This window comes from Amycolatopsis solani (assembly GCF_033441515.1).
Lineage (GTDB): Bacteria > Actinomycetota > Actinomycetes > Mycobacteriales > Pseudonocardiaceae > Amycolatopsis > Amycolatopsis solani.
Genome location: NZ_JAWQJT010000001.1, coordinates 916,447 through 932,383 on the forward strand (window position 1 = coordinate 916,447; position 15,937 = coordinate 932,383).

Sequence of the window (15,937 nt, forward strand, 5' to 3'; positions counted from 1 at the left end):
GTCCCGGCCACGGCGTGTCACCCGGTCGGACAGGTCCTTAAGTAGGGTTTCCGTGAACTACTTTCAGTAGCCGGGACCCCTGCCGGAACGAGGTAAGTGCCCCCGGAACGCGGTAAACGCCGGGGTTTCGCACGCACTGTGCACCGGAACCCCCGGATCCCGCGGCAAACCGGTGACAGGGGGTAGGCGGACGTGTGACGGCGGTACCGACCACCTATTCGGTTAATGGTTTACGGGACGATCAGCGCTGCTTAGGCTCCCGCGCACACCGCCGGTGCGCCGAGGAGGTCGTATGTGGTTGACCGCTCCCCGCCCGACTTCGGTCTCGATCAGGTCCGGACCAGCCCGCCTGATCGGCCGCGACGCCGAATTGGACGCCATCGTCGACGTGCTGCGGCACCGTCCCGCGGCGGTGCTGATCGAGGGTGAACCCGGCATGGGCCGCACCCGGCTGCTCGCGGAGATCGCGCGGCGCAAGGAGTTCGACGGCGGCCGCGTGCTCACCGGGGCGTGCCAGCCGCTGCGGGAACCCTTTCCCTACGGGCCCGTCCTGGAAGCGCTTCGCGCGGTCGGCGACGTACCCCTCGGCCCGCTCAGCCCGGTCGCCGGCGTGCTGCGGCCGTTGCTGCCGGAGCTCGCGGAAGCGCTTCCTCCGCGGCCGGAGCCGCTGGACGACCCGGTCGCCGAGCGCCACCGCGTGTTCCGCGCGGTGCGCGAACTCCTGGCCGCCTGCGGGCCCGCGCTCGTGCTGATCGACGACCTCCAGTGGGCCGACGAGGACACCCGCGACCTGATGCGGTTCCTCGCCGGCGCGATGCCGCCCGACCTCGCGGTGGTCGCCACCTACCGGTCCGCGACCGACGTCCGGCCCGGTCCCTTGGGCGCCCCGTTCCGGACCGACCCGGCCGTCCACTCCGCCCGCGTGGCGCTGGGCGCGCTCGACGTCGCCGCCGTGCGCGGACTGGCGGTCGAAATCCTCGAACTGCCCAGGGTCACCGACGAGTTCGCGGCGAAGCTGCACGAGTGCACCGCCGGGATCCCGTTCGTGGTCGAAGAAACCCTGCGGGCGCTCAAGGAAGCGGCCGAGCGGCTTCCGGTCGGGGAAGTGCTTTCCGACCGGTTGCTGGAGAACCTCGAAGTGCCGGTCCTGCTGCGGGAAGCCGTCACCGAACGGCTTTCCACGCTGCCCGAACCGGCCGTACGGCTGGCCGGCGCCGCCGCGGTGCTCGGCGTCGGCGCCGAAGCCGGCGTGCTCGGCGAGCTGGCCGGGCTCGCCGACGACGTCCTCCGCACCGCGCTGCTCGCCGCGTTGTCGGGCGGGGTGCTCGGCGAAGTCGGCGACGGCAAGTACGGCTTCCGGCACCCCTTGGCGCGCAAAGCGGTCTACGACACGGTGAGCGGGCCCGAACGCGCGTTGCTGCACGCGCAGGCGATCCGCGTGCTCGCCGCGCAGCCGTCCCCGCCGCTCACGCTGCTGGCCCGCCACTCCCGCGCGGCGGGCCGCGTCGACCAGTGGCGGCACTACGCGGAAGCGGCCGCCGACGAGGCGGTCACCCGCGGCGAGACGTCGCGGGCGATCGACCTGCTGCAGTCGGTGCTCGCCGAACCCGGGCCGTCGCAGGCGGACGCCGGGCGCGTGGCGGGCAAGCTGAGCCAGGTCGCGCTGCGGGGCTTCCGCCCCGACGTGATCGGCACGCTCGAGCGCGTCCTCGAAGAGGTGACGCTGCCGCCGTCGGTCCGCGGTTCGATCCGGCTGAGCCTCGGCATGCTGCTGGTCCGGACCATCGGCGGGCTCGGCCGCGGCCGCCTCGAAGTCGAGCGCGCGATCGGCGAGCTGACCGACCGGCCCGACCTCGCCGCGCGTGGGATCACCCTGCTCGCCCAGCCGATCGACGGGCTGACGCCGTTGTCGTGGCACGAATCCTGGCGCGCCCGCGCGGGCGAGGTGTACGAGCGGCTCGACGACCCGGAGCTGCGGCTCGCGCTGACCGCCGACCGCATCGCGGCCGCGTCGCACGTCGGCGACGGCTCGGCGTGGGCGGAGTTCGAAGCGCTGTCGGACCCCGTCGGCACGGTCGCCGAGCGCGTCCAGCTGGCCCGGCTGTGGTGCAACCTCGCCGACGGGCAGTCGTGGGCCGGGCACCTCGACCGCGCGGAACGGCTGGTGACCGAGGGCGTCCGGCGGGCGACCGACGCCGGCGCGCTGTACGCGATCGGCCTGATCCAGGGCACCCGCGTCCGGCTGGACTGGGTGCGCGGGCGGTGGAACGGCCTCGCCGAAGCCGCCGAGCAGCTGCGCGACAGCTACCCGGAGCTCGGCCCGATCGTCATGGAGTCGTCGCTGGTGCTCGGCGGGCTCGCGGCCGTGCGCGGGGAGTTCGCCGCGGCGCAGCGGCACCTCGCCGCGGCGAGCGTGCACGCACCGGACCGCGGGCCGATCCCGGTCGTGCTCTCGGCCGCCGGCGTGCTGATCTCGGTCCGGCTGGCGACCGACGACGTCGACGGCGCCTGCGCGGCGGCCGACACGGCGGTGGCGGCCGCCGGCCGCAAGGGCGTCTGGATCTGGGCGGCGGCGCTGGTCCCGGCGGCGGCGCAGGCGTACGCGCGGGCCGGGCGCTGGCCGGAGGCCGACAGCGTGGTGGAGGCGTTCGCCCGCGGCATCGAGGACCGCGACGCCCCGGTGGCCGCGGCCGCGCTGGTGGCCGGGCGCGCGGTGCTGCTGGAGGCCCGCGGCAAGCACCTCGCCGCGGCGGCGCTGTTCGACGAAGCCGCGTCGGGCTACACGGCGTTGCCGATGCCCTACCCGGCGACGGCGATGCGAGAACGGGCGGCGATGTGCCGGCTGGCGGCGGGCAACCGCGACGCCGTCGAAGAGCTGACGGCGGCCGCGGAGGCGTACGAGCAGCTGGGCGCGACGCGGGACGCCGGCCGGTGCCGCCACCAGCTGCGCGAGCACGGCGCTTGGGCACCTTCGCAACGCGGGCGGCGGGGGTACGGGAGCGAGCTGTCGCCGCGGGAACGCGAAGTCGCGCGGATGCTCGCGGAGGGCCGGACGAACCGCGAGATCGCCGACGGGCTGTTCCTGTCACCGCGGACGGTGGAGCAGCACGTGGCAAAAGTCCTGCGCAAACTCGGTGCCCGCTCCCGCACGGACGTGGCCCGCAAGCTCCCCGGCGAAGTGACGACCGCCCCCGCCGGCTGACCCCGTCACTTTCCCTACGAAAGCTCCACCCCGGGGCCCGGAGCTTTCGTAGGGAAAGTGACGCCCCGGGTGCGTTGGCGGGGTGGGCGGGCGCGGCCTAGCGTGGGCCGGTGACTGAAGAGGCACTTCCCGCCTGGCGCCGGCGGACCTCCGGCGAGACGCGGTGGCCCGCGATGGGCGTCGTCGTGGCCACGCTCGTGCTGCAGGTCGTCCTGCCCGAGGACATGGCGCTGGACCCGCGGTGGCTGCTGCCCGGCGTCTCCGTGCTGCTCGTCGTCGCGTTGCTGCTGGTCAACCCGGGCCGGATGTCGCAGTTCAGCGCCGTCGAACGGGTCATCTCGCTGCTGCTCGTCGCGACCGTGACCGGGGTGAACGCCTACTCCGCCGTGTCGCTCGTCTACGGCATCGCCACCGGCTCCATCGGCGAGCGCGCCGGTGCCGTGCTCGTCACCGGCGGGATCGTCTACTGGACGAACATCGTCGCCTTCTCGCTCTGGTACTGGGAGTTCGACCGCGGCGGCCCCGGCAAGCGGGCTGCAGGCCGGGCCGAGTTCCCCGACCTGCAGTTCCCGCAGATGGCCGACCCGGACCTGGCGCACCGGGACTGGGAACCGTCCTACCTGGACTACCTCTACTTCTCGTTCACCAACGCGGCCGCCTTCAGCCCCACCGACGTCATGCCCCTGCGGATCTGGGCGAAGATGACGATGATGCTGCAGGCCGTGATCTCGCTCGTCCTGGCGGTCATGGTGGTCTCGTGGGCCATCAACAACTTGAAGTAACTGTCCACTTCCTGACAATTGACCGCCACCGAACCCTCGGCGACCCTGGAACGGGACCGACCGAGGGACGCATGACCGAGCAGAACGACGACGTGGTCAACCAGGTGGAGGGCGACCCCGCGACCGCCGTTCAGATGCGCGACGTGCGGGGGCACGTCTACGTCAATTCGCAGGTGTTCACGGGTGCGCAGCCGGTGTCGCGGCCGAAGCCCGGCCGGCTGGCCGTGCTCGCGGTCGACGACGAAGCTCCCGCACTGGCGGAGATCGTCCACCTGCTGCGCATGGACCCGCGGGTCGGCAAGGTCGACGGCGTCTCGGACGCGCTCACCGCGACGCGGTACATCCACGAGGTCCTGCGGCAGAAGGAGCCGCTGGACGCCGTGTTCCTGGACATCGAGATGCCCGGGCTCAACGGGCTCGACCTCGCCCGGATGATCGCCCGGTTCGCCGTGCCGCCCGGGCTGGTGTTCGTCACCGCGTGGGACGAGCACGCACTGGAGGCCTTCGAGCTCGAAGCCGTCGACTACCTGCTCAAGCCGGTCCGGACGGACCGCCTCGCCGACACCGTGCGCAAGCTGCTCGACCGCGCGTCGCCGCACGAGGGCGAACCGCCGGGGGATCCGCTGATTTCCGTGGCGCGCGACGGCGTCGAGGCGTTCCTCCGGCTTTCCGAGGTGTGCCTGGCCGAGCTGGACGGCGACCAAGCCCGGCTGACCACCGCGGAAGGCGTCTTCTCCGTGCGGGTTCCGGTTTCGGTGCTGACCGCGGATTGGGCGGCGGCCGGGTTCGTCCGGGTCGACGAGCGGCACTGGGTGGCCGCCCAGCACGTCGAAAACGTCCGGCTGGCCGGCCACGAGATGACCGTCCAGGTGGTCGGCCGCAGCCTGGACGTCGGCCCCGAGTACCTCCGTGCGGCGCGCAGCACGCTGGTCCGCTCGCGACGGCGGCCGGAACGCCGCTGACGTGCCGGACGTCACGGGGGTCGCGGCGCTCTTCTGGCTCGTGACGGCCTTGGGCCTGGTGCGCAGGTGGCGGGCCGCGGCCGCCCGGCACCGCCGCGCCGTCCCCGAACCCGTCCGGGAGCAGATCTTCGCCGTGCTCGCGGTGCTCCGGGAGTTCCGCCGCGGCCTCGACGCCGGGAACGCCGCACGGTTGCGGGGGCTGCTCGACGTGGCCGCCGTGGTGATCGTCGAGCCGGACGGCACCGCCGGCGGGGACGGCGAGGTGGCCCACGAGCACGTCGACCGGGCGCGGGCGCTCGCCGCGAAGGCGCTGGCGACCGGGGTGGCCAAGCCGGATTCCCAGGCGGTCTCGTGCGACGACCGATCCTGTCCGGCGCGGTACGCGACGACCGTGCCGCTGAAGGTGAACGACGACGTCCGGGCGGCGCTGGTCGTCTACTCGGCGGACCGGTCCGCCGACCGGAACGAAGTGCTGCGGGCGGTGGCGGGCTGGATCTCCGACCAGCTGAGCCTCGGCGAACGGGAGCCGTCCGGAGACGACGGCTACGAGCCGCCGCTGTTCCCGCTGCCCAGTCCGATCCCGGCGATGTTCGTTTCGCAGTCGCTCGCCGCGGTGGGCGCGCTGACGAAGACGGACCCCGGTGGAGCGGCCGATCTGCTGCGCGAGTTCGCCGACTTCCTGCGCTACCGGTCCCGGCTGTACGGCGAGTTCACGGAGCTGGCCGAAGAGGTGCGGTGCGTCGACCAGTACCTCGTCCTGGCACGCATCCACCTCGGCGACCGGCTGACCGCGGTGCTGGACATCGACCCCGAGGTGCTGCCGCTCAAGGTGCCGTTCCTCTGCCTGCAGCCGCTGGTCGAGCGGGCCGTGGAACACGCACCCGGGCCGCGGCTGACGATCGTGGTGGCCAACTCCGGTGCGGAGATCGTGCTCAGCGTCGAGCACGAGGATCCCCGGCTGGCCTACGAAGCGACCCCGCGGTTCGACGCGGACCGGCCGTGGTGGGAGAACCGCCTGCTCGGCCGCTACCTGGGCGTCTCCGACCTGCCCGCGTTGCGGCTGCGGCTCGACCGCCTCTACGGCGAGGGCTACGCGCTCGAAGTGGACGTGCGGGCCGAGGTGAGCACAAAGGTCACCGTGCGGCTGCCGAAGACCTGACGCCCCCGGTCGTCCCAGGGGGCGTCAGGACCTTTCAGTGCCGCGAGATCGTGAAGCTCTGCCCGTCCGAGCCGATGGCGCCCGGGATCCAGGTGTTCGTGCCGCGGTCGTCGGCGTTCAGCGCGGACGGGCTGGTCGAAGCCAGGTTCGTCCCGTTGAACTTGACGCCGGTGAACGTGATGCCGCCGGAGATCGTCGGGTAGGAATCGGTGGGTGACTCGATGATCGCCTCCGCCGACGCGTGCTTCGACGTCAGCGACTTCGTCGTCGTCTTCGTCCAGCCCTTGGTGGTGTCGGACAGGTCGAGCCGGTAGGTGTTCGTGGCCGTGCGGGTCACCGTCGCGGTGATGTGGTCGCCCGCGCTGACCGACACGTTGTAGTACACCGGTGCGGCCGGGTACATCTCGTACCAGGCCGAATACACCGGGCGGCCGCTGGAGCAGTCCGTTTCGACGCCGGTCTGCTCCACTGTGGACGATCCGTCGCCGTCGATGCCGACCCAGGGCGCGAAGAGGTCGTTGCTCGAGCGGCAGGTCACGGTCGGCTCGGTCCAGCTCGCCGTCGCCGTGGTGAAGCTGCCGAAACTCACGTAGCCACCCCAGTTGCCGCCCGAGAACTGGTGTCCGTGGAGGTGCGAGCCGTACTCGACCGCGGCGTGCGCGGTACCCGAGACAGCGAGACCGGCGGCCGCCGCGGCAACCGCCGTGAGGACGCGGGCAGCGCGCGACGCAAGGATTCTGGACATGCGGGGACTCCGTTCACCGAAGGGGACCGGGAAAACCGTTCCTCAAGTGTTGGAGCCGCACCAAAAAGAAGGTAGCTACTTTCGAAGGGTCTTCACGATGAAGACCCGTGAAGGCCTCCGCGGGGGAAGAGGCCTTCACGGGCCGATATCGCTCACCAACCGCCCGGTCAGGTGAGCGGGGCTATTGCTGGGACTGCGCTTTCGCGGCATCCACGAATTTCGTCGTATATGTCTGAGAAAGGTCGATCTTGTCCTTCTTCGGCTTGACGTTGCTCGACGACTCGCCCAGCACCTTCAGCACGTTCTGGGCGCCCGCCGGGTCCATCCGGCCGTCCTTCGTGAACATCGGCAGGCTGTCCTTCAGCGACTTCACGTACAGCGCCTTGTCCCCGCCGGCGAACGACGGCGGCATGATGTCGGCGACCTGTTCCGGGGTGTGCGTAGAAATCCACTTCAGGGTCTCGACGTACGCATTGGCCAGTTTCTGCACGATGTCCGGATACCGCTTCACGATTTCGCAGCCCATGTACAGCGAACTCGCCGGGTACAAACCACCCAAAGCGGCTTTCGTGCCTTCGACCGTGCGCATTTCGTAGAGCACCTTGGCCTGCCCGGTGTTCGTCAGCTGCGCGATCGTCGGGTCGGTGGTCATCCCGGCGTCGATCGAACCCTGGTTCATCGCCGAGATGAACGTCTGCCCGGCGCCGACCTTGACCGGCGTGTAGTCCTTCGAGCTGACGCCGCCGCGCGCGGCCAGCGCCTTCGTCAGGAAGTCCGTCGACGAGCCCAGCGACGTGACGCCGAGGTTGCGGCCCTTGAAGTCCTGGCCCGACTTGATCTCGCCCGCCTTGCCGGTGGCGACCATCTCGGCCTCGCCCGGCACGTTCGCGAACTGCACGACGCTCTGGATGCACTGCTCCTTGGCCTGCAGGTCGATCGTGTGGTCGTAGAACCCGACCACACCCTGCACCTCGCCGGCCAGCAGCGACGTCTCGGCGTTCGCGCCCGAGGGCTGGTCGAACAGCTCGACGTCGAGGCCTTGGCGTTGGTACGCGCCGATCTGCGCGGCCAGCTGGCCCGGCAGGTAGATGACCTTCGAGATGCCACCGATCATGATCTTGAGGTGCGGCTGGCCGGCGGTGCCGATGGCGATCTCCCGCGAGTCGCGGCACGCCGTGACCCCGGCCAGGGTGACCGCGAGCGCGGCCACGACGCCGACTGTCCTCTTCAGGCGCATGTCAGACCACTCCGTGCGCGGCGTCGGCGGCGGACGGCGGGCGCCACCGCAGCAGCCTGCCTTCCAGCGAACTGATGCCCCACTCCGCGAGCAGCGCCACCACGGTGATGATCAGCATCCCGGCGTACACCCCGGCCGTGTCGAACGTGCCCTGCGCGTTGGCGATCAGGAAACCCATACCGGCCTTGGCGCCGGTGTACTCGCCGACGACCGCGCCGATGAGCGCGAACCCGAAAGCGACGTGCAACGACGAGAGGATCCACGACGTCGCGCTGGGCAGCACGATCGACTTGAGCACCTGGCCGCGCGTCGCGCCGAGGATGCGGGCGTTGTCGATCAGGTTCCGGTCGACCTCACGCGCGCCGGTGAAGGCGTTGAAGAACACCGCGAAGAACACGAGCACGACGACGGTCGCGACCTTCGACGACAGCCCGAGCCCGAACCAGATCACGAACAGCGCGGCGAGCACGATGCGCGGCAACGCGTTGGCGGCCTTGATGAACGGCGCGAGCACCTGGGCCAAGTAGGAGCTGCGGCCGAGGATGACGCCGAACACGACGCCGGCGATGGCGCCGATGACGAAACCGATCGCGGCTTCCTCGACGGTCACCAGGATCTGGTACCAGATCGAGCCGAAGTCGGTGCCGGTGCTGAACCACTCGACGAGCCGTTGCCAGATCTTCGACGGCTTCGAGTAGAAGAACGGGTCGATCCAGTACGTCGCGGTCAGCTCCCAGCTGCCCAGCCAGACGACCACGATCGCCAGGCGCAGCAGCCAGATGTTGCGCTTGCGCTTCGCGGACGCCTGCTTCGCGCGGGCCAGGATGTCCTGCTCGGTCTCGAGGACCGGGAGGGGCGCGGACGTCGCCGCGGGGGTCTCAAGCGACATTGCTCGCTCCCTTCTCACGGGCCTTGTCGACCTCGCTGCGCAGTGATTCCCAGATGTCCGCGTAGAGCTTGCGGAACTCCTCGGTGAGCCGCAGGTCCTCGACCTTGCGCGGCCGCTCCAGCGGGATTTCGAAGACGTCCTTCACGGTGGCCGGCGACGTCGTCAGCACGACGACCTTGTCCGCCAGCGCGATGGCCTCGTCGAGGTCGTGCGTCACGAAGATCACCGCGGCCCCCGAACCGGACCACAGGCGCAGCAGCTCGTCCTGCATCAGCGCCCGCGTCTGCACGTCGAGCGCCGAGAACGGCTCGTCCATCAGCAGGATCTTCGGCTTGGTGACCAGCGTCTGCGCCAGCGCGACACGCTTGCGCATGCCGCCGGAAAGCTGGTGCGGGTAGTACTTCTCGAACCCGGCGAGCCCGACGCGGGCGATCCAGTCGACGGCCTGCGCGCGGGCCTCGGCCTTCGGCACGCCCCGGAAGCGCGGACCGGAAGCGACGTTCTCCAGCACCGAGCGCCACGGCATCACGGCGTCGGTCTGGAACATGTACCCGACGCCGTCCGGGATGGACTTCACCTCCTCGCCGTTCACCCGCACGCGGCCGGCGGACGGCGGCTGCAGCCCGGAGACCAGCGAGAGCGTCGTCGACTTGCCGCAGCCGGTCGGGCCGACCACGGCGACGAACTCGCCGGGCTGCACGGTCATGGTCAGGTCGCGGACGGCCGTGTGCACGGAACCGGACCCGCTCGGGAACCGTTTGGTGGCTCCGGTGAGTTCGATCAGAGGGGGGACCATCGGAGGTGACTCCTTCGTCACGTGGTGGGGCTCACGTTGGGAAGGGACGTTAAGCAGCCGTTGCTTCGAGGTGAAGCTTGTCGACGTTCTCCGCGCGAGCTGTGCGTTCTGAATGTTTTGCTCGTTTAGCGCACTGCCGTGACCTGGGGGTATGTTCCCAGCCATGCCAAAGTGGGCGCTCTTCCCGCGGATGCGGTTCAGCAGGCAGGTGCTGCTGCTGCAGATCGGCGTGGTCGTCCTCGTCGTCGGGATCGGCGTCGCGCTGGTCAGCGTGCTCCTCTCGCGCACCCTCACCGAGCAGTACGGCCAGCGGGCATTGGCCATCGCGAAGTCGGTGGCGGCGGACCCCGTCGTGGTCGCGAACACCGCCGCGAAGGTCCCCGGCGGCGCGCTGCAGGAACGCGCACTCGCCGTGCGGGAGCGGAACGAAGCGTTGTTCGTCGTGATCACCGACGACAACAGCATCCGGCTCGCGCACCCGACGCCGACCGAGATCGGGCGGCGGGTCAGCACTCCGGCCGACCGAGCGCTCGCCGGGCTCGACGACGTCAGCACCGTCGCGAGCGGCACGCTCGGCTTGTCCGTGCGCAGCAAAACCCCGATCTGGCAAGGACAACGCGTGGTCGGCGAGGTCAGCGTCGGCTTCGACGTGGCCGACCCGACCGGCGACTTCAACCAGCTCCTGGCGATCACGCTGGTGTTCGCCGGTGGCGCGCTGCTGCTCGGCGCGGGCGCGTCCGCGCTGCTGAACCGGCGGCTGCGGCGCGTCACGCACGGCCTCGAACCGCACGAACTCACCGAGCTGCTCTACGAACGCGAAGCCGTGCTGCACGGGATCGGCGAAGGCGTGCTCGCCGTCGACGAGGCCAACCGCGTCTCGGTCCGCAACGACGAAGCCGAACGCCTGCTCGGCACCGAGCTCCCGATCGGCGCGGCGCTCGCGGAACTCGAGCTCAGCCCGCGGCTGCACAAGGCCGTCGGCGAGGGACGGCCGGTCGACAACCTCCTGGCCGTGGCGGGGAACCGCGTGCTGGTCGTCAATTCGCGCGCGGTCCGGCTGGACGACCGGCCGATCGGCACCGTGCTGACCTTCCGCGACCGCACCGACCTCGACACGCTCACCCGCGAGCTCGACGGCATCCGCGCGCTGTCCGACGGCCTGCGTGCCCAGCGGCACGAGTTCGCCAACCGGCTGCACACGCTCTACGGGCTGCTGCAGCTCGGCCACCACACCGAGGCCGTCGAGTACCTGCAGACGCTGACGGACTCGCCCTCGGCGCGGCCGAGCGAGCTGGGCGACGCGGTCGCCGACCCGTACCTGCAGGCGCTGCTCGTCGCGAAAACCGAGCAGGCGCAGGAAAAGGGCCTCACGCTCAAGCTCGCCGACGACACCTGGGTGCCCACCGCGGTGACCGACCCGATCGCGGCGAACACCGTGATCGGCAACCTGGTCGACAACGCCCTGCACGCCGCGCGGATGGGCCCGCGGCGGCCGGCGACGGTCGAAATCAGCCTGCTGGCCGAGGGCGGCACGCTGCACGTGTCCGTTGTGGACAGTGGCCCCGGCGTGCCGGAAGACCTGCGGCGGACGTTGTTCGACGAAGGCGTCTCGACGAAGATCGCGCCCGGGCACGGCCTCGGCCTGGCGCTCGCCCGGCAGGCCGCCCGCGCCCACGGCGGCGACGTCTGGCTGGCCGACCCCGGCGAGGACGAGACCGGTGCCCTGTTCGTCGCCAAGCTGCCCGGAACGCTGACGGAGGACCGATGATCCGCACGCTCATCGTCGACGACGACTTCCGGGTCGCCGGCGTGCACGCCGGGTTCGTCGAGGAGGTCGACGGCTTCGCGGTGGTCGGCACCGCGCACACCGCCGCCGAGGCGCGCGCCCGCGTCCGGGAGCTCTCGCCGGACCTGGTCCTGCTCGACGTCTACCTGCCCGACGAGTCCGGCCTCGCCGTGCTCCCGGAGCTGCAGACCGACACCATCGTGCTGTCCGCGGCAACCGACAGCGCGTCGGTGGCGGCGGCGATCCGGGCCGGCGCGCTGAACTACCTGATCAAGCCGTTCACCACCCGCCAGCTCGCGGAGCGGCTCGCGTCCTACGCGCGCTTCCGCGGCCTGCTCGCCGAAGACCGCGCCTTCGCGCAGGACGACGTCGACCGCGCGTACCGGGTGCTGCACGACCAGGACCGGACGTCCGCGCCGAAGGGCCAGTCGACGGCGACGTCCCGCCTGGTTTCCGAGCAGCTGCGGCGCGCGGGCCGTCCGCTGTCCGCGGCGGAGGTCGCCGGCGAGCTCGGCATGGCGCGGGCGACGGCGCAGCGGTACCTGACCGCGCTGGCGGAGTCGGGCACGGTCCAGATGCGGCTGCGCTACGGCGCCACCGGGCGCCCCGAGCACGAGTACCGCTGGTCCGGGGCCTGACTAGCGACCGTTCTGGCCGCCGTAGCGCTGCATCATGCTTTCGGCGACGTCGACCCAGGCCTGGACGGGGTTCGTGGTCGACGTCGGCGTCGTGGACGACGGCAGGTCGACCCGCGCTTCCTCTTCCGGCGAAGGCTTCTTGGACTGCGGTTTCGCCTGCGCCTGCGCCTGGACCTGCCTCGGCGCGGGCTTCGCGGGCACCGGCACGAACACGGTCTTCGGCGGCGGCACGACCGCCGGCGCCTGCGGGGCCACCGGCTGGGGCGCCGGGGCCGCGGCGACGGCCGGGCGCGAGTCGACCTCGGCCACGTCGTCGGCGGGCGCCGGGGAGAACAGGCCGCCGGTGAACAGCCCGCCGCCCAGCCACCCGGCCGCGACGAGCAGCACCGCGGCGCCGCTGCCCAGCCACGTGCGGGCGCGGCGCCGGATCACCACGGACTTCGGCCGCAGGTCCTGGTCGCACACCGGCGGCCGGGTGTAGATCGGCTCGCTCTCGGTGACCTCGTCGTCGGTGCGGCGGCGCCGGGGCAGGCTCGCGGCGACGATGCCGGTGCGATCCAGCAGCTCGACCGCGGTGCGATCGCTGGACGGACGGGTCGCACTGCGCGGTGCGGTGCGAAGCATCGGGACCTCCGGTACGGGGGACGCGCGGACCCCCCGCATTCTGGACCATTTCTGACGCCGCTGTCAGAAAGGCAACCCCAATGAGTGAACGTCATTCCATCTGCTTGAGCCCGAGCCGGGCCAACACTGCCAGTGGACGCTGGTAAGCCGAGCCCAGGACGCGCGGGATGGCGTCGATCACGTAGGCGTCCGGTCCGATGAGGATCCGCGCGGACTTCCGTTCCACGCCACGGAGGATGGTCTGGGCCGCCTTCTCCGGGGTGGTGTGCGCGATCCGCTCGAAGCCCCGCGCGGCCTTCTCCTGGTCGCCGGCGTCGCTGCGCGCGTTGCGCACGATGTTGGTCTTGATCCCGCCCGGGTGCACGCAGCTCACCGCGACCGGGTGCCGCGCGATCAGCATTTCTTCGCGCAGCGCTTCGGTGAATCCCCGGACGGCGAACTTCGCCGCGTTGTACGCGCTCTGCGTCGGCACGCCGACGAAACCGAACACGCTGGAAATGTTGACGACGTGCCCGTCGCCGGAAGCGATCAGGTGCGGCAGGAACGCCTTGGTGCCGTTCACCACGCCGCCGAGGTTGACGCCCATCAGCCAGTCGTAGTCCTCGAAGGACATTTCCTCGACGGTCGCGCCGAGCGCCACACCCGCGTTGTTCACGATGACGTTCGCGCCGCCGAAGTCGCCGACGACCTCCTCGGCGTGGGCGAGCACGGCGGCCCGGTCGGCGACGTCGAGGGTGTACGCGCGGGCGTTGTCGCCCGCCAGCTTCGCCGTCTCCGCCACGTTGTCGCCGTTGACGTCGGAAAGCGCGACGCGCGCACCCCGCCGGGCGAAGTCCAGCGCCAGCGCGCGGCCGATGCCCGAGCCCGCCCCGGTGATCACCACGACCTTGTCCCCGAACCGCTTCATGGTCCCTCCCTGGGTGTTACTCGCGAGTTACGGATATTAGCGGCTGTGAGCTTGCTGTGGGTGTGCTGTTTGTGTCGGTGCGACGCCTTATGGTGATCTGGTCGGAGCGCCGGGACGAACGGACGAGGAGGCGATGCGCGTGCGGCGGACGGCCGTCCTGCTCAGCGTCGCCGCGATCCTGCTGCTCGGCGCGGCCTTCGTGATCTTCGTGGAGCACCAGCCGCGGTCCGCCGACGCGACGACGTCCGGCACCGTCGAGGCCGTGCCGGCGTCGACACCGGACCTGCCCGCGGGGTCGAGCCCCGCCGTCGGCGCGCTGTTCGTCGAGGGCATGCACTACTGCACGGCCAGTGTCGTGCACAGCGACCAGGGCGACGTGCTGCTGACCGCGGCCCACTGCATCCACGACGGCGAAGGCGGCGGCTACCTCACCGGCGTCACCTTCGCGCCCGGCTACCACGACGGCGTCGCGCCGTTCGGCTTCTGGACGGTGTCCGACGAGCTGGTCGCGGCCGGCTGGAGCTCATCGTCGGACCCGGACCTCGACGTCGGCTTCGCGACCGCGCACCAGGCGGGCGCGACGGCGACGTTGGAGAGCCTGGTCGGCGCGAACACCCTCGCCACCGGCACCGGGTTCCAGCAGGCCATCACGCTCACCGGCTACCCGGACGACGCCGAGGTGCCCGCGGTCTGCCAGAACACGACCCGCCAGCAGGACACCTACCAGCTGAAAGTGGACTGCGCGGGCTTCCCGACCGGCACCAGCGGCGGCCCGTGGGTCACCGCCGAGGACCCGAAGACCCGGCTCGGCACGGTCATCGGCGTCATCGGCGGTTTCGAGTACGGCGGCGACGACCCGGACACGTCGTACTCGAGCTACTTCGACACGGACGTCCAGGCCCTCTACCGGCAGACGACCGCCCGGGCATGATGCGGGTATGAGCGATCCCGTCGACGTACCCATCACCGGAGAGCCGATCCGGCTCGGCCAGTTCCTCAAGCTGGCCGGCCTCGCCGAGGACGGCTCGCACGCCAAGGACCTGATCGACGCCGAGGAGGTCACGGTCAACGGCGAGGTGGAGACCCGCCGCGGCCGCCAGCTGACCGACGGCGACGTCGTGGCCGTCGGCCCCGACCGCGGCAAGGTCATCCTGGTCCGCTGACCCAAGCGCCCCAAGGTGGCCTTCGGTGCGTCAGACGCACCCAAGGCGGCCTTCGGTGCGCGAGACGCAACCAAGGCCACCTTGGGGCGCTCGAACCGGGGTCAGCCGACGCTCGTGAGGGGCGGGAGGCCGAGCGAAGCGGCGAGGGCGTCCAGCTCCCGGCGGACCGGGCCGGCCAGCGGGACGCCGAGCGCGCGGCACTGCTCCAGGTGCTGGGCCTCGCGCCAGCCCGGGTAGCGGATCGGCGCGCCGCCGTCCCAGCCGAGCATGCTGCCGAACAACGCGCTCGCCGCGCGGTAGAAGCCGTCGGCGCTGCGCAACGTCGTCGGGGCGATGGCCAGCACCAGCAGGCCGGTGTCGTGCTCGTGGTCGGCGACGCCGGAAAGCACGCCGGCGAGCACCTCGACCAGCAGCGTCAGCCCGGCGGCTTCGGCGCCCGGCTTGTCCATGTCGAACACGAACTCCGGGTACGCGCCGCCGGGCGCGGCCATGCCGAGCGGGTTCATCGGCTGGCCCGGTTCGCCGCCGGCGGCGAGCACCAGCCCGATCATCGCGTGCGGCAGCGCCCGCGCGGCGTGGTGCCCGGCCCGGCCGAACGGCCCGATCCCGCGCAGGGAAACCAGCCCGACGCCGTACCGGCCGGCCCGGGTGACCGCCCGGTCCATCGCGTCGCCGACGGCCCAGAGCCCGGACGCGCGGCGGTAGTCGATCAGCGCGGCGGCCCCGCGGTCGGCGATCATCAGCGGCCGGGCGTGCGGCACGACGTGCCCGTTTTCCAGCAGTGGCAAGTGGACGCGGGTCAGGTCGGCGACCCCGGTGTCCGGCGAACCGGTCAGGTCGCCGTGGCAGAGGGCCTCCGCCGCGATGCGCGCGCGGGCTTCGGGGAAACCGTGGGCGGCGAAGACGTGCGCCACGAGCGTGACCAGCTCGTCGGCTCGCACGCGGGGCCAGGCCTGTTCCGGGATCGGGGTTTCCGGCGGCTCGGCGTCGAGGACCGGGGGTTCGGGGCGGGCGGAGCGGAACGGTCTGAGGGGCACTGCTCCGACC

At 71.6% G+C, this 15,937-nt stretch carries 15 protein-coding genes; 8 read left to right on the forward strand and 7 right to left on the reverse strand.

Annotated elements, in window-relative coordinates; all coding sequences use genetic code 11:
• Positions 1–292 precede the first annotated feature (292 nt).
• The 4 genes from SD460_RS04685 (at position 293) to SD460_RS04700 (ending at position 6,105) form a co-directional block, all read left to right on the forward strand.
• On the forward strand, positions 293–3,202 hold the full coding sequence (locus tag SD460_RS04685) for an ATP-binding protein (RefSeq protein WP_318305943.1): 2,910 nt from the start codon (positions 293–295) through the stop codon (positions 3,200–3,202).
• 173 nt (positions 3,203–3,375) lie between these two features.
• Positions 3,376–3,984 carry a hypothetical protein gene (locus tag SD460_RS04690; protein ID WP_290057071.1) on the forward strand — a complete coding sequence of 203 codons (609 nt, stop codon included), beginning with the start codon at positions 3,376–3,378 and terminating at the stop codon, positions 3,982–3,984.
• A 71-nt stretch (positions 3,985–4,055) separates the two neighbouring features.
• Positions 4,056–4,946, forward strand: a complete 891-nt coding sequence (locus tag SD460_RS04695; RefSeq protein WP_290057057.1) for a LytR/AlgR family response regulator transcription factor — start codon at positions 4,056–4,058, stop codon at positions 4,944–4,946.
• Position 4,947: 1 nt separating this feature from the next.
• The gene (locus SD460_RS04700; RefSeq protein WP_318305944.1) at positions 4,948–6,105 is read left to right on the forward strand and encodes a histidine kinase; all 1,158 of its coding nucleotides are present in this window, start codon (positions 4,948–4,950) and stop codon (positions 6,103–6,105) included.
• Between the two features lie 34 nt (positions 6,106–6,139).
• On the opposite strand, the gene SD460_RS04705 is transcribed toward SD460_RS04700, so the two are convergent.
• The 4 genes from SD460_RS04705 to SD460_RS04720 all read right to left on the reverse strand — a co-directional run bounded on the left by SD460_RS04705 (position 6,140) and on the right by SD460_RS04720 (position 9,772).
• Positions 6,140–6,850, reverse strand: a complete 711-nt coding sequence (locus SD460_RS04705) for a G1 family glutamic endopeptidase (protein ID WP_290057060.1) — start codon at positions 6,848–6,850, stop codon at positions 6,140–6,142.
• Positions 6,851–7,031: 181 nt separating this feature from the next.
• Positions 7,032–8,087, reverse strand: a complete 1,056-nt coding sequence (locus SD460_RS04710; protein ID WP_290057062.1) for an ABC transporter substrate-binding protein — start codon at positions 8,085–8,087, stop codon at positions 7,032–7,034.
• 1 nt (position 8,088) lies between these two features.
• On the reverse strand, positions 8,089–8,976 hold the full coding sequence (locus tag SD460_RS04715; protein ID WP_290057064.1) for an ABC transporter permease: 888 nt from the start codon (positions 8,974–8,976) through the stop codon (positions 8,089–8,091).
• On the reverse strand, positions 8,966–9,772 hold the full coding sequence (locus tag SD460_RS04720; RefSeq protein WP_290057066.1) for an ABC transporter ATP-binding protein: 807 nt from the start codon (positions 9,770–9,772) through the stop codon (positions 8,966–8,968). The genes SD460_RS04715 and SD460_RS04720 overlap by 11 nt, the downstream gene beginning before the upstream one ends.
• Positions 9,773–9,962: 190 nt before the next feature.
• On the opposite strand from SD460_RS04720, the gene SD460_RS04725 reads away from it, so the two are divergent.
• Together SD460_RS04725 and SD460_RS04730 are read left to right on the forward strand one after the other, a co-directional pair.
• Positions 9,963–11,540: a sensor histidine kinase gene (locus SD460_RS04725; RefSeq protein ID WP_318306541.1), complete on the forward strand. Its 1,578-nt coding sequence runs from the start codon at positions 9,963–9,965 to the stop codon at positions 11,538–11,540.
• Positions 11,537–12,196 carry a response regulator gene (locus tag SD460_RS04730; RefSeq protein ID WP_290057069.1) on the forward strand — a complete coding sequence of 220 codons (660 nt, stop codon included), beginning with the start codon at positions 11,537–11,539 and terminating at the stop codon, positions 12,194–12,196. The genes SD460_RS04725 and SD460_RS04730 overlap by 4 nt, the downstream gene beginning before the upstream one ends.
• Here the strand turns inward: SD460_RS04730 and SD460_RS04735 are convergent, their stop codons facing one another.
• Together SD460_RS04735 and SD460_RS04740 are read right to left on the reverse strand one after the other, a co-directional pair.
• Complete coding sequence (locus tag SD460_RS04735) at positions 12,197–12,820, reverse strand: hypothetical protein (protein WP_318305945.1); 624 nt, start codon at positions 12,818–12,820, stop codon at positions 12,197–12,199.
• A 91-nt stretch (positions 12,821–12,911) separates the two neighbouring features.
• Complete coding sequence (locus SD460_RS04740) at positions 12,912–13,727, reverse strand: SDR family oxidoreductase (protein WP_290058146.1); 816 nt, start codon at positions 13,725–13,727, stop codon at positions 12,912–12,914.
• A 133-nt stretch (positions 13,728–13,860) separates the two neighbouring features.
• Between SD460_RS04740 and SD460_RS04745 the strand changes: the two genes are divergently transcribed.
• Both SD460_RS04745 and SD460_RS04750 read left to right on the forward strand, forming a co-directional pair.
• The gene (locus tag SD460_RS04745; protein WP_290058145.1) at positions 13,861–14,658 is read left to right on the forward strand and encodes a trypsin-like serine peptidase; all 798 of its coding nucleotides are present in this window, start codon (positions 13,861–13,863) and stop codon (positions 14,656–14,658) included.
• Between the two features lie 7 nt (positions 14,659–14,665).
• Positions 14,666–14,890, forward strand: a complete 225-nt coding sequence (locus tag SD460_RS04750) for an RNA-binding S4 domain-containing protein (RefSeq protein WP_257926244.1) — start codon at positions 14,666–14,668, stop codon at positions 14,888–14,890.
• A 101-nt stretch (positions 14,891–14,991) separates the two neighbouring features.
• Here the strand turns inward: SD460_RS04750 and SD460_RS04755 are convergent, their stop codons facing one another.
• Positions 14,992–15,927, reverse strand: a complete 936-nt coding sequence (locus tag SD460_RS04755) for an Ldh family oxidoreductase (protein ID WP_290058144.1) — start codon at positions 15,925–15,927, stop codon at positions 14,992–14,994.
• Positions 15,928–15,937: the final 10 nt, after the last annotated feature.

Coding starts and splice junctions, on each gene's coding strand:
- SD460_RS04685 (WP_318305943.1), top strand. CDS start 293: ATGTGGTTGACCGCTCCCCGCCCGACTTCGGTCTCGATCAGGTCCGGA.
- SD460_RS04690 (WP_290057071.1), top strand. CDS start 3,376: ATGGGCGTCGTCGTGGCCACGCTCGTGCTGCAGGTCGTCCTGCCCGAG.
- SD460_RS04695 (WP_290057057.1), top strand. CDS start 4,056: ATGACCGAGCAGAACGACGACGTGGTCAACCAGGTGGAGGGCGACCCC.
- SD460_RS04705 (WP_290057060.1), bottom strand. CDS start 6,850: ATGTCCAGAATCCTTGCGTCGCGCGCTGCCCGCGTCCTCACGGCGGTT.
- SD460_RS04710 (WP_290057062.1), bottom strand. CDS start 8,087: ATGCGCCTGAAGAGGACAGTCGGCGTCGTGGCCGCGCTCGCGGTCACC.
- SD460_RS04715 (WP_290057064.1), bottom strand. CDS start 8,976: ATGTCGCTTGAGACCCCCGCGGCGACGTCCGCGCCCCTCCCGGTCCTC.
- SD460_RS04720 (WP_290057066.1), bottom strand. CDS start 9,772: ATGGTCCCCCCTCTGATCGAACTCACCGGAGCCACCAAACGGTTCCCG.
- SD460_RS04725 (WP_318306541.1), top strand. CDS start 9,963: ATGCGGTTCAGCAGGCAGGTGCTGCTGCTGCAGATCGGCGTGGTCGTC.
- SD460_RS04730 (WP_290057069.1), top strand. CDS start 11,537: ATGATCCGCACGCTCATCGTCGACGACGACTTCCGGGTCGCCGGCGTG.
- SD460_RS04735 (WP_318305945.1), bottom strand. CDS start 12,820: ATGCTTCGCACCGCACCGCGCAGTGCGACCCGTCCGTCCAGCGATCGC.
- SD460_RS04740 (WP_290058146.1), bottom strand. CDS start 13,727: ATGAAGCGGTTCGGGGACAAGGTCGTGGTGATCACCGGGGCGGGCTCG.
- SD460_RS04745 (WP_290058145.1), top strand. CDS start 13,861: ATGCGCGTGCGGCGGACGGCCGTCCTGCTCAGCGTCGCCGCGATCCTG.
- SD460_RS04750 (WP_257926244.1), top strand. CDS start 14,666: ATGAGCGATCCCGTCGACGTACCCATCACCGGAGAGCCGATCCGGCTC.